The organism is Streptomyces sp. NBC_00887 (assembly GCF_045207585.1).
In genome coordinates, this window is record NZ_CP108788.1 from 4601088 (window position 1) to 4613771 (window position 12684).

9 protein-coding genes are annotated in these 12684 nt (G+C 70.0%); 7 read left to right on the forward strand and 2 right to left on the reverse strand.

Annotated features, from left to right (window positions below):
* Positions 1-126 precede the first annotated feature (126 nt).
* The gene (locus tag OG844_RS20800) at positions 127-891 is read left to right on the forward strand and encodes a polysaccharide deacetylase family protein (protein WP_406392195.1); all 765 of its coding nucleotides are present in this window, start codon (positions 127-129) and stop codon (positions 889-891) included.
* Positions 892-1010: 119 nt separating this feature from the next.
* Here the strand turns inward: OG844_RS20800 and lon are convergent, their stop codons facing one another.
* A complete protein-coding gene (gene lon, locus OG844_RS20805; protein ID WP_406392196.1) occupies positions 1011-3437 on the reverse strand; it encodes an endopeptidase La in 2427 nt (808 codons plus the stop codon).
* 329 nt (positions 3438-3766) lie between these two features.
* Between lon and OG844_RS20810 the strand changes: the two genes are divergently transcribed.
* The 5 genes from OG844_RS20810 to OG844_RS20830 all read left to right on the forward strand — a co-directional run bounded on the left by OG844_RS20810 (position 3767) and on the right by OG844_RS20830 (position 10837).
* Positions 3767-4450 carry a spermidine synthase gene (locus OG844_RS20810; protein WP_406392198.1) on the forward strand — a complete coding sequence of 228 codons (684 nt, stop codon included), beginning with the start codon at positions 3767-3769 and terminating at the stop codon, positions 4448-4450.
* 231 nt (positions 4451-4681) lie between these two features.
* Positions 4682-5419 carry a response regulator transcription factor gene (locus tag OG844_RS20815; protein WP_406392199.1) on the forward strand — a complete coding sequence of 246 codons (738 nt, stop codon included), beginning with the start codon at positions 4682-4684 and terminating at the stop codon, positions 5417-5419.
* Complete coding sequence (locus OG844_RS20820) at positions 5416-6492, forward strand: ATP-binding protein (RefSeq protein ID WP_406392201.1); 1077 nt, start codon at positions 5416-5418, stop codon at positions 6490-6492. The genes OG844_RS20815 and OG844_RS20820 overlap by 4 nt, the downstream gene beginning before the upstream one ends.
* Before the next feature lie 259 nt (positions 6493-6751).
* Complete coding sequence (locus OG844_RS20825) at positions 6752-10564, forward strand: multifunctional oxoglutarate decarboxylase/oxoglutarate dehydrogenase thiamine pyrophosphate-binding subunit/dihydrolipoyllysine-residue succinyltransferase subunit (protein ID WP_406392203.1); 3813 nt, start codon at positions 6752-6754, stop codon at positions 10562-10564.
* Between the two features lie 90 nt (positions 10565-10654).
* Positions 10655-10837, forward strand: coding sequence for a DUF6104 family protein (locus OG844_RS20830; RefSeq protein WP_003961784.1), 183 nt, complete (start codon positions 10655-10657; stop codon positions 10835-10837).
* Here OG844_RS20830 and OG844_RS20835 read toward each other — a convergent pair whose 3' ends face one another.
* Entirely contained in the window at positions 10838-11671 is an 834-nt protein-coding gene (locus OG844_RS20835) for a hypothetical protein (protein WP_406392204.1), read from the reverse strand.
* A 155-nt stretch (positions 11672-11826) separates the two neighbouring features.
* On the opposite strand from OG844_RS20835, the gene OG844_RS20840 reads away from it, so the two are divergent.
* Positions 11827-12684, forward strand: coding sequence for a DUF4097 family beta strand repeat-containing protein (locus OG844_RS20840; protein ID WP_406392205.1), 858 nt, complete (start codon positions 11827-11829; stop codon positions 12682-12684).

Genomic DNA, 12684 nt, shown 5'->3' on the forward strand with positions numbered 1-12684 from the left:
GACCCACGTCGCCGGGGCTCCGTACTGCCCGGGCACTCACTATACATCGCGCGTATACGCACTATGTATAGTCGCGGCGTGCCGCACCGCAGGTGTGCGGCTCAGCCACGAAGGAGTGACGTTGCCGTGCCCAGAAAGATGTCGTCGTTCGGTACGGGACCGGCCGCCGCCCTCGCCGCCGCGCTCGCACTGACGCTCAGCGGCTGCTCGATGCAGACCACCGCCCCGGGGTCCGCACGCCGGGACGCCCCGTCCGACGCGAAGGGGTCGTTCGGCCAGGTGGACTGCCGCAGGGCGAAGTGCATCGCGCTGACATTCGACGCGGGTCCGGCGAAGGACACCCCGCACCTCCTCGACGTCCTCGAGGAGAAGAAGGTGCCGGCCACGTTCTTCCTCCTCGGCAGGGACCACGTCCTGAAGCACCCCGGCACCGTGCGGCGCATCCAGGCCGAGGGGCACGAGGTCGCCAACCACACCTGGACGCACGAGATCCTGACGGACAGGGAGCCGGGCGAGATACGCGCCGAGCTGGAGAAGACCCAGCTCGCGATCGAGAGGATCACCGGGAAGAGGCCGCGGCTGATGCGCCCGCCGCAGGGCCGTACCGACGACACGGTCTCCGGGATCTGCGAGGAGCTCGGGCTCTCCCAGATCCTGTGGAGCGCGACCGCCAAGGACTACTCCACGAACGACTCCGCGCTGATCAGGAAGCGGATTCTCGACCAGGCCGGCAGGGACGGGATCATCCTGCTGCACGACATCTACCGGGGGACGGTCCCCGCGGTGCCGGGCATCATCGACACCCTGAAGGACCGCGGCTACACCTTCGTGACCGTCCCCCAGCTGATGGCCCCCGCGGAACCGGAGGCCGGCACGGTGTACCGCCCCTGAACCGCCCGCGCCCCGGCCCCCTCCTCAGGAACGCGGAACGGCCCGCGCCTCCCTCGCGGGAGGAGCGGGCCGTCCGTACCGGCCGTGTCCGTGGTGCCACGCCCGTCACTGCGTGACACCTACGCCGCAGCCGGGATCCTCTCCTCTGCCCCGACCGACGCCGGAGCGAGCGCGATCTCCAGCACCTGGCGGACATCGGTGACCGGGTGGATCTCCAGGGTGTCGAGGACCTCGGCCGGGACGTCGTCCAGGTCGGCCTCGTTCCGCTTGGGGATCACCACCGTGGTGATGCCCGCCCGGTGCGCGGCCAGCAGCTTCTGCTTCAGACCGCCGATCGGCAGCACCCGTCCGGTCAGTGACACCTCACCGGTCATCGCCACATCGGTACGGACGAGCCGCCCCGAGAGCAGCGAGGCCAGCGCCGTCGTCATCGTGATGCCGGCACTCGGGCCGTCCTTGGGAACGGCGCCCGCCGGGAAGTGGATGTGCGCGCCGCGGTCCTTCAGGTCCGCGACCGGCAGTTCCAGCTCCGCGCCGTGCGACCGCAGGAAGCTCAGCGCGATCTGGGCGGACTCCTTCATCACGTCGCCGAGCTGGCCCGTGAGGGTCAGTCCGGACGCCCCGGTCTCCGGGTCGGCCAGCGACGCCTCGACGAACAGCACGTCGCCGCCCGCTCCGGTCACCGCGAGCCCGGTGGCCACGCCCGGCACCGCGGTGCGGCGCTCGGCCGGTACCTGGGCGGACTCGGGCACGTGGTGGGGGCGTCCGATCAGGCCCCGCAGGTCCTCATCGGTCACCGTGAACGGGAGCTCGCGGTCGCCCAGTTCGTGCTGTGCCGCGACCTTGCGGAGCAGTCGTGCGACCGCCCGCTCCAGGTTCCGTACGCCGGCCTCCCTCGTGTACTCGCCGGCCAGCTTGCGCAGCGCCGACTCGTCGAGGCTCACCTCGTCCTTCTCCAGACCTGCCCGCTCCAGCTGGCGCGGGAGCAGGTGGTCGCGGGCGATGACGACCTTCTCGTCCTCGGTGTAGCCGTCCAGCCTGACCAGCTCCATGCGGTCGAGCAGGGCTTCCGGGATGGCTTCGAGCACATTCGCCGTGGCCAGGAACACCACGTCGCTGAGGTCGAGTTCGACCTCCAGGTAGTGGTCGCGGAAGGTGTGGTTCTGCGCCGGGTCGAGCACCTCGAGCAGGGCGGCGGCGGGGTCGCCCCGGAAGTCCGAGCCGACCTTGTCGATCTCGTCGAGCAGGACGACCGGGTTCATCGAACCGGCCTCCTTGATGGCGCGGACGATGCGACCCGGGAGCGCGCCGACGTACGTACGCCGGTGGCCGCGGATCTCCGCCTCGTCCCGGACGCCGCCGAGTGCGACGCGGACGAACTTGCGGCCCATGGCGTGCGCCACGGACTCACCGAGCGAGGTCTTGCCCACCCCCGGCGGACCGACCAGCGCCAGCACGGCACCGCCGCGCCGCCCGCCGACCACACCGAGCCCGCGGTCGGCACGCCGCTTGCGCACCGCGAGGTACTCGGTGATGCGCTCCTTCACGTCCTGCAGGCCGGCGTGCTCCGCGTCCAGGATCTCCTGGGCGCCCCTGATGTCGTACGCGTCCTCGGTCCGCTCGGTCCACGGCAGTTCCAGGACGGTGTCCAGCCAGGTGCGGATCCAGGAGCCCTCGGGGCTCTGGTCGGACGCGCGCTCCAGCTTCTCGACCTCCTTGAGCGCGGCCTCACGGACGTTCCCGGGGAGCTCGGCGGCCTCGACACGCGCCCGGTAGTCGTCGGACTCGTCCTCCGGATCACCGTTGAGTTCGGAGAGCTCCTTGCGTACGGCGTCGAGCTGGCGCCGCAGCAGGAATTCGCGCTGCTGCTTGTCGACGCCCTCCTGGACGTCCTTGGCGATGGATTCGGCGACGTCCTGCTCGGCGAGGTGCTCGCCGAGCCACTGGACGGCCAGCTTGAGCCGGGCGACCGCGTCCACGGTCTCCAGCAGCTGGACCTTCTGGGCGGTGGTGAGGAAGGGCGAGTACCCGGAGTTGTCGGCGAGCGCCGAGATGTCCTCGATCTGCTGCACCCGGTCCACGACCTGCCAGGCACCGCGCTTCTTCAGCCAGCTGGTGGCGAGCGCCTTGTACTCCTTGGCGAGTTCGGCGGCGGAGCCGGGCAGTGGATCGGGCAGGGACACCTCGATCCGTGTGCCCTCCACCCACAGCGCCCCGCCGGGCCCGCTGGTCCCGGCACCGATCCGTACCCGGTGACGGGCGCGGATGAGAGCGCCCGGGTCCCCGTCCGAGAGCCGCCCGACCTGCTCGACGGTCCCGAGGACACCGGTCCCCGTGTAGTTCCCGTCGATACGGGGGACGAGCAGCACCTCGGGCTTGCCGCCGCCGGGCCGTGCGACGGCCTGGGCCGCCTCCACGGCGGCACGTACTTCCGCATCGGACAGATCGAGCGGCACCACCATTCCGGGAAGCACGACCTCGTCGTCGAGCGGCAGCACGGGCAGGTCGACCGGCGTGGACGCCTGGGACGTGGACTCAGCAGTCATGATCTCCCCTTCGGCAGGCAAGTTGAGTTATGTGGACTCAATGCTTCTGAGCTACCGAATGTTCCCCACCGGGTGTTCGCTCTCAGCGATCGCCCTGGAGCCCTGCCCCGCCCCGAGGCCTGCGGGCCCCACGGCGCATGCCTCTACGGCAGCGTTCCGCGTGGCACTGCCATTCCCGACGGGCCGCCCCGCGAGCGGCGAGATCGAACACGGCGGCCGCGCGGGCCGGAGGGTGACACTGCGGAAATCCGATGGTCCCGGCGGCGGCGGCTGGGGATGATGGACCCGCCGACCGTCCCGCCGCCGACCGGAGACCGGAGACCGCCCACATGTCCGTCACAGACGTCCACCGCCCCGTCACCCTCGACCGGCGCGAAGGGCCGTACGGTGAAGTCGTCCTGCGGGAGCGCGGCGACGACTTGGAGATCATCGCCAACGGCTGCTTCCTCATGGACACCTCCGACGGGCGCTCGGAGCGGCTGCTGATCGACGCGGCGCTCGACGCGCTGCCCGACGGGCGACAGGACCCTGCCGTGCTCATCGGCGGGCTCGGCGTCGGCTTCTCGCTGGTTCGCGCCGCGGCCGGCGAGCAGTGGGGCCGGATCGTGGTCGTCGAGCGGGAACAGGCGATCGTGGACTGGCACCTGGAGGGGCCGCTCGGCCGGATCTCCGGGGCCGCGCTCACCGATCCGCGGACCGAGATCCTCCGTACGGACCTCGTCGAGCACCTCCGTACGACCACGGAGCGTTACGACGCGCTGTGCCTGGACATCGACAACGGCCCCGACTGGACCGTCACGGAGGGCAACGGAAGCCTCTATTCACCGGCCGGTCTCGCGGCCTGCCTGGCCCGCCTGACGCCCGGCGGAGTCCTTGCCGTGTGGTCCGCGCAGCCGTCCGCGGACTTCGAGAACGCCTTACGGAATGCCGGATTCCACGCGGTACGGACCGAAGAAGTAGCCGTTGCCCGAGGTGTGCCCGACGTGGTCCATCTCGCACTCCGGAGTGCCTGAACCCCCACCCGGTATCCATCGCCCCGGTATCCCGCGGGCCAAGCGCCACATGGCCGACGATCCGCCGCTCCCGGGGAGGTAACACCTTCACCTCGGTCAACACCCTGCGTAGCCGTGAGCCGTCTTCTGCCTTTACGCTCTGACCGGCACAAGGGATCACCCACGAAATCCACAAGCGATAACCGTGCCTCCGGGGGAATGGCCTCCGCGAGAACGGGCAGGGGCGGGGCGATGGAACAGACACACACCACCCACAACGGCGTCGCGGCCACCCCCGGGGCTCAGCGCCGGGTTCTGGTGGTCGAGGACGACGCGACGATCGTCGACGCCATTTCCGCCCGTCTGCGGGCCGAGGGCTTTCTGGTGCAGACCGCACTGGACGGTCCGGCGGCCGTGGACGCGGCCGAGGCCTGGCAGCCTGATCTGATGGTGCTCGACATCATGCTTCCCGGCTTCGACGGCCTGGAAGTCTGCCGCCGTGTGCAGGCCCGGCGCCCCGTACCGGTGCTGATGCTCACCGCACGCGACGACGAGACCGACATGCTGGTCGGGCTCGGGGTCGGCGCCGACGACTACATGACCAAGCCGTTCTCCATGCGTGAGCTGGCGGCGCGGGTGCACGTCCTGCTGCGGCGGGTGGAGCGGGCCGCGCTGGCCGCGGTCACCCCGCGCAGCGGCATCCTGCGCCTCGGCGAGCTGGAGATCGACCACGCGCAGCGCCGGGTCCGGGTGCGCGCCGACGACGTCCACCTGACGCCGACCGAGTTCGACCTGCTGGTCTGCCTGGCCAACACACCGCGCGCGGTGCTGTCCCGGGAGCAGCTCCTGGCAGAGGTGTGGGACTGGGCGGACGCCTCGGGCACCCGTACGGTCGACAGCCACATCAAGGCGCTGCGCCGGAAGATCGGCGCCGAGCGGATCCGAACGGTGCACGGCGTCGGTTACGCCCTGGAGACTCCCGCGCCATGACGCGGCCCGGCTCCGGACTGCGGCCCTTCTCGATCAAGGCCAAGCTGGGCACGCTCGTCGTGGTCTCGGTGTTCATCACGACCGGCCTGCTGATCGTCGCGCTGCGCACCAGGACCGAGTTCAGGTTCATCACGGTCTTCTCGGTGATCGCCACGCTGCTGATCACCCAGTTCGTGGCCCACGGCCTGACCGCACCGCTGGACGAGATGAGAGCTGTCGCCCGATCGATCTCGCACGGCGACTACACGAGACGGGTGAGCGGCGCCGGACGCCGCGACGAGCTCGGCGACCTGGCGCAGACGATCAACCGCATGGCGGACGACCTGGAGGCCGAGGACAGGCACCGCAAGGAGCTGGTGGCCAATGTCTCGCACGAGCTGCGCACCCCCATCGCGGCGCTGAGAGCCGTACTGGAGAACGTGGTGGACGGCGTGTCCGCCGCCGATCCCGAGACGATGCGTACGGCCCTGAAGCAGACCGAGCGCCTCGGCAGGCTGGTGGAGACGCTGCTGGACCTCTCACGGCTGGACAACGGCGTGGTCACGCTGAAGGCACGCCGCTTCGAGGTGTGGCCCTATCTGTCGGGGGTCCTGAAGGAAGCGAACCTGGCGGCCTCGCACCGCAGGCTCTCCTCGGGCTCCGGCAACCACTCCCGTACGGACGTCCATCTGCACCTCGACGTGTCGCCGCCCGAGCTGACCGCGCACGCGGACGCGGAACGGCTGCACCAGGTGGTCGCCAATCTCATCGACAACGCGGTCAAGCACAGCCCTCCGCACGGCCGGGTGACGGTGCTGGCGCGTCGCGGGGACCACCCCGAGTCGCTCGAACTGGAGGTCGTGGACGAGGGCCCGGGCATTCCGGAGGCGGAGCGCCACCGGGTCTTCGAACGCTTCAACCGGGGCCAGGCGCCCTACCCGCACGGGTCCGGCAACGACGGCGGTACGGGGCTGGGGCTGGCGATCGCCCGCTGGGCGGTGGATCTGCACGGCGGCCGTATCGGCGTGGCCGAATCAGCTCGCGGATGCCGGATCCAGGTCACTCTTCCGGGGACCTCTCAGTTCCACGGTTGACATAGAGTTCGAACCGGAAGGCGGCGTTCTACGCCGTGGCCCCGAAAGAGATACGGTCCAAGGGGCCGTGTCCACGGCCTCGCGTACCCGAAGTGCAGCGGAACCCCGCTTGTTTCCCGCCATTTCATGCGCCGAAACCCGGCTTCCGATGTGATGTGCACGACGAAGACCGGCCCGGCCTGCATGTAACGGCTGGGGAGGCGTAGCCTTGATTTCCGCTGTCCATCACCTTGTGAAGCGGAAGAGGGCGGTTGCCGCCGTGTCGTCTCAGTCCCCCAGTAACTCGAGCATCTCGACCGATCAAGAAGCAGGCTCCGGGTCCAACCCGGCGGCCGCATTCGGCCCCAATGAGTGGCTTGTCGACGAGATCTACCAGCAGTACCTCCAGGACCCCAGCTCGGTCGATCGCGCCTGGTGGGACTTCTTCGCCGACTACAAGCCGGGCACGTCCGGCACGGCGGACAAGCCCGGCCCCGCAGCCGCGGGGGCTGCGGTGACGCCCGCTCCCGCCGCGACCACCGTCGACAACGCCGTTCCGGCCGAGTCCGTGGCGAAGGCCCCGGCCACGGCCGCCGTGCCCGCACCCGCCGCTCCGGCGCCGAAGGCGGCGGCCCCTGCTCCGGCCGCCCCTGCTCCGGCAGCACCCGCCCCGGCGAAGGCAGCACCCGCGAAGGCCGAGGCCGCCGATGCGACCGAGGCTCCGGCCGGCCCTGAGTACGTGACACTGCGCGGCCCCTCGGCCGCCGTCGCGAAGAACATGAACGCCTCGCTGGAGCTGCCGACGGCCACATCCGTCCGCGCCGTCCCGGTGAAGCTGCTCTTCGACAACCGCATCGTCATCAACAACCACCTCAAGCGGGCCCGCGGCGGGAAGATCTCCTTCACCCACCTCATCGGCTACGCGATGGTGCAGGCCCTCAAGGCCATGCCGTCGATGAACTACTCCTTCGCGGTCAAGGACGGCAAGCCGACCCTGGTCAAGCCGGAGCACATCAACCTCGGCCTGGCCATCGACCTGGTGAAGCCGAACGGCGACCGCCAGCTGGTCGTCGCGGCCATCAAGAAGGCCGAGACCCTCAACTTCTTCGAGTTCTGGCAGGCGTACGAGGACATCGTCCGCCGCGCCCGTGTCGGCAAGCTCGGCATGGACGACTTCTCCGGGGTCACCGCCTCGCTGACCAACCCCGGCGGCATCGGCACCGTTCACTCGGTGCCCCGCCTGATGCCCGGACAGGGCCTCATCATGGGCGTCGGCGCGATGGACTACCCGGCGGAGTTCCAGGGCACCTCGCAGGACACCCTGAACAAGCTGGGCATCTCGAAGGTCATGACGCTGACCTCGACGTACGACCACCGGGTCATCCAGGGCGCCGCGTCCGGCGAGTTCCTGCGCGTCCTGTCCCAGCTCCTGCTCGGCGAGAACGACTTCTACGACGAGATCTTCAAGGCGCTGCGCATCCCCTACGAGCCCGTCCGCTGGCTCAAGGACATCGACGCCTCGCACGACGACGACGTCACCAAGGCCGCACGGGTCTTCGAGCTGATCCACTCCTACCGGGTCCGCGGCCACGTCATGGCCGACACCGACCCGCTGGAGTACCGCCAGCGCAAGCACCCCGACCTGGACATCAACGAGCACGGCCTCACCCTGTGGGACCTGGAGCGGGACTTCGCGGTCGGCGGTTTCGCCGGGCAGACGCTGATGAAGCTCCGCGACATCCTCGGTGTGCTGCGTGAGTCGTACTGCCGCACCACAGGCATCGAGTTCATGCACATCCAGGACCCGAAGGAGCGCAAGTGGCTCCAGGACCGGGTGGAGCGTCCGCGCCCCGCGCCGGAGCGCGAGGAGCAGCTGCGGATCCTGCGCCGTCTGAACGCCGCGGAGGCCTTCGAGACGTTCCTGCAGACCAAGTACGTCGGCCAGAAGCGATTCTCGTTGGAGGGCGGGGAGTCCGTCATCCCGCTGCTCGACGCGGTCATCGACTCCGCCGCCGAGGCGCGCCTCGACGAGGTCGTCATCGGTATGGCCCACCGCGGCCGTCTGAACGTCCTGGCGAACATCGTCGGCAAGTCGTACGCGCAGATCTTCCGGGAGTTCGAGGGCAACCTCGACCCGCGGTCGATGCACGGTTCCGGCGACGTCAAGTACCACCTGGGCGCCGAGGGCACCTTCACCGGTCTGGACGGCGAGCAGATCAAGGTCTCGCTGGCCGCCAACCCCTCGCACCTGGAGGCCGTCGACCCGGTTCTCGAGGGCATCGCCCGCGCCAAGCAGGACATCATCAACAAGGCCGGCACGGACTTCACGGTCCTGCCCGTCGCGCTCCACGGCGACGCGGCCTTCGCGGGCCAGGGCGTCGTCGCCGAGACGCTCAACATGTCGCAGCTGCGCGGCTACCGCACCGGCGGTACGGTCCACGTCGTCATCAACAACCAGGTCGGCTTCACCGCCGCCCCGGAGGCGTCGCGCTCCTCGATGTACGCCACTGACGTCGCGCGCATGATCGAGGCGCCGATCATCCACGTCAACGGTGACGACCCGGAGGCCGTGGTCCGCGTCGCGCGGCTCGCCTTCGAGTACCGGCAGACGTTCAACAAGGACGTCGTCATCGACCTCATCTGCTACCGCCGTCGCGGTCACAACGAGGGCGACAACCCGGAGTTCACCAACCCGCAGATGTACACCCTGATCGACAAGAAGCGCTCGGTGCGCAAGCTCTACACCGAGTCCCTCATCGGTCGCGGCGACATCACGCTGGAGGAGGCCGAGCAGGCGCTCCAGGACTTCCAGGGTCAGCTGGAGAAGGTCTTCGCGGAGGTCCGCGAAGCCACCTCCGCGCCGTCCCAGCCGCATGTCCCGGACGTCCAGGCCGAGTTCCCGGTGGCGGTGAACACCGCGGTCTCCTCGGAGGTCGTGAAGCTGATCGCCGAGTCCCAGGTCAACATCCCCGACGGGATCACCGTCCACCCGCGTCTGATGCCGCAGATGCAGCGCCGCGCGGCCTCGGTGGACAACGGCACGATCGACTGGGGCATGGGCGAGACCCTGGCCATCGGATCGCTGCTGATGGAGGGCACTCCGGTCCGGCTCGCCGGCCAGGACACCCGCCGCGGCACGTTCGGCCAGCGCCACGCGGTCCTCGTCGACCAGAAGACCGGCGAGGACTACACCCCGCTGCTCTACCTCTCCGACGACCAGGCGCGCTACAACGTCTACGACTCGCTGCTCAGCGAGTACGCGGCGATGGGCTTCGAGTACGGCTACTCGCTGGCCCGCCCGGAGTCGCTGGTCATCTGGGAGGCCCAGTTCGGTGACTTCGTCAACGGCGCGCAGACGGTCGTGGACGAGTTCATCTCCTCGGCCGAGCAGAAGTGGGGCCAGACGTCCGGCGTCACGCTGCTGCTGCCGCACGGTTACGAGGGCCAGGGCCCGGACCACTCGTCCGCCCGCCCGGAGCGCTTCCTGCAGATGTGCGCGCAGGACAACATGACGGTGGCGATGCCCACCCTGCCGTCGAACTACTTCCACCTTCTGCGGTGGCAGGTGCACAACCCGCACCACAAGCCGCTGATCGTCTTCACGCCGAAGTCGATGCTCCGTCTCAAGGCGGCGGCGTCGAAGGCGGAGGAGTTCACCACCGGCGGCTTCCGTCCGGTGATCGGCGACGAGTCGGTCAAGGCGGAAGCGGTCCGCAAGGTCGTCTTCTGCGCCGGCAAGCTCTACTACGACCTGGACGCCGAGCGCGAGAAGCGTGGCGACACGGAGACGGCGATCATCCGTCTGGAGCGCCTGTACCCGCTGCCGGGTGCGGAGATCCAGGCCGAGATCGCCAAGTACCCGAACGCGGAGAAGTACCTCTGGGCCCAGGAGGAGCCGGCCAACCAGGGGGCGTGGCCGTTCATCGCTCTCAACCTGATCGACCACCTGGACCTGGCCGTCGGCGCCGATGTGCCGCACGGTGAGCGCCTGCGCCGCATCTCGCGCCGGCACGGCTCGTCCCCGGCGGTCGGTTCGGCCAAGCGTCACCAGGCCGAGCAGACCCAGCTGGTCAACGAGGTCTTCGAGGCCTGATCGGCTGCTGTAAGCACCGTCGGTGCCCGGTCCCGCGAGATCATCGCGGGGCCGGGCACCGCGGCGTTTCGGCCTCGTTATTCTGGTCGCATGTACTTCACGGACCGTGGCATCGAGGAACTTGAGAAGCGGCGCGGCGAGGAGGAAGTCACCTTCGAGTGGCTCGCCGAGCAGCTGCGCACGTTCGTCGACCTCAACCCCGACTTCGAGGTTCCCGTCGAGCGCCTGGCGACCTGGCTGGCCCGGCTCGACGACGAGGACGAGGACGAGTAGTCACCGCCGGGGCGTTCCCGCGGCTTCCGCTTCGCGTCTGAACCGGTTGTAGGCGAGCCCCAGGGCGCCCTGCGCCAGCAGGATCAGGCCCGCCGCGACCCAGCCCCCGCTGCGTCGGCGGGCACCCCACAGAGCGAGCGGAACTCCTACCGCGACCTGCGCGGCGGCCGCTGCACGGGCCCGGGGACCGAGCACCCACGGCCCGAGACTTCCGCTCTCGACCGCGTCGAGCTCCACCCGTACGGCATCGCGCCAGCCGGCCCACTCGATCTGTTCCGCTTGCGGGTGCGCCCCGGCCACGCCGCGCAGCCGGTCGGCCGGTTCGCCGGGGGTGAGGCCGGCGGGGAGGGAGACGCCGGTACGGGAGAGGACGGAGAGAAGTCCGCGCAGCCGGGCGTCGGCGTCCGCCTCCGGGTCCGGACGCGTCAGCGCCTCCAGTTCCTGGACGTCCAGGACCGGGTCGAGGCCCAGCCGTACCGCGAACGTCCGCATGGCCTCGTCCTCGCCCGCCGGGGTGCCGTCGGCCAGCCAGATGTAGCCGACCGGGCGGCGGAAGCCCGAGGCGAGGGTGTAGCCGGAGCGGTCGCCGTCCCACCACAGGGCGAGCACCGGCCACGCCGAACCCACCGCGAGCGCGGTCGCCCAGCCGCCGAGGACCCGGTCGACCGGCTCGCCGCCCTCACTGCGCCAGGGCTTCCCCTCGGGAACGACGGCGCTCCACCCGTCGCCGGCCGGGGTGAGCAGCATCGGTTCGCGCAGGAGATGCGCCAGGGGCCGTACGGTCTCGGGGTCGGCCCGGCACAGCAGCAGGGCGCCCACGGATGTCGCGGTCATGGTCCATACGCTAGGGCAATTCGCCCACACATGGCTTTATTTGTCCGCTATCGCGATCCATCGAAGGCCCCTTGACTTCCGCAATCCGCGATATATCGTGTTCTCAAGAGACGCGATATGTTGCGTCACGTCATGCTCTCCGGGAGGTCCGATCCATGCCTGAGTCGACGTGGTCCGTCGCCGAGCCCCAGAGGCTCACATTCGACGCCCCCGTGACGGCGCTCAGTGTGCGCATCGTCAACGGGGCGGTCAATGTCGTCGGCACCGACGAGGCCACCGCGCGCCTGGAGGTCTCCGGCATCGAGGGCCCCCCGCTGATCGTGACCCAGCGGGACGGCACCCTGACCGTGACCTACGAGGATCTGCCCTGGAAGGGGTTCCTCAGCTGGCTCGACCGGAAGACGCCGCGGCGTCACGCCGTCGTCTCGCTCGCTGTTCCCTCCGGTTCCGCGGTGGAGGTCGGTGTGGTCGGCGCCGGGGCGGTCGTCTCCGGGATCCGGGGCCGCACGGAGCTGCGGGGTGTCACCGGTGACACCACCCTGGTGGGACTCTCCGGCGTGGTCCGCGCGGAGACCGTCTCCGGCAACCTGGAGGCCCAGGCCGTCACCGGCGACCTCCGCTTCCAGTCCGTATCGGGAGACCTGACGGTCGTCGAGGGCGCCGGGACGTCGGTGCGGGCCGAATCGGTCAGCGGCCACATGGTCCTTGATGTCGACACGTCCCCGAAGCCCACGGACATCAGGCTGACCACGGTCTCCGGCGAGATCGCCATCCGGCTGCCGCATCCGGCGGACGCGAAGGTCGAGGCGAACACCGCGAGCGGCGCGGTCTCCAACGCCTTCGAGGACCTGCGGGTGGGCGGCCAGTGGGGAGCGAAGAAGATCACCGGCACGCTCGGCGCCGGGACGGGGAAGCTCAAGGCGACGACCGTGTCCGGCTCGATCGCCCTGCTGCGCCGCCCACCGGCCGAGGACGACCAGTACGACGCCGAGCCGACCGGAAAGGTGCTCTGA

What these genes read in the sequence shown, in the direction of transcription:
- lon (WP_406392196.1), bottom strand. Translation starts at nt 3,437, where the DNA reads ATGACTGCTGAGTCCACGTCCCAGGCGTCCACGCCGGTCGACCTGCCC.
- OG844_RS20815 (WP_406392199.1), top strand. Translation starts at nt 4,682, where the DNA reads ATGGAACAGACACACACCACCCACAACGGCGTCGCGGCCACCCCCGGG.
- OG844_RS20810 (WP_406392198.1), top strand. Translation starts at nt 3,767, where the DNA reads ATGTCCGTCACAGACGTCCACCGCCCCGTCACCCTCGACCGGCGCGAA.
- OG844_RS20830 (WP_003961784.1), top strand. Translation starts at nt 10,655, where the DNA reads ATGTACTTCACGGACCGTGGCATCGAGGAACTTGAGAAGCGGCGCGGC.
- OG844_RS20840 (WP_406392205.1), top strand. Translation starts at nt 11,827, where the DNA reads ATGCCTGAGTCGACGTGGTCCGTCGCCGAGCCCCAGAGGCTCACATTC.
- OG844_RS20820 (WP_406392201.1), top strand. Translation starts at nt 5,416, where the DNA reads ATGACGCGGCCCGGCTCCGGACTGCGGCCCTTCTCGATCAAGGCCAAG.
- OG844_RS20835 (WP_406392204.1), bottom strand. Translation starts at nt 11,671, where the DNA reads ATGACCGCGACATCCGTGGGCGCCCTGCTGCTGTGCCGGGCCGACCCC.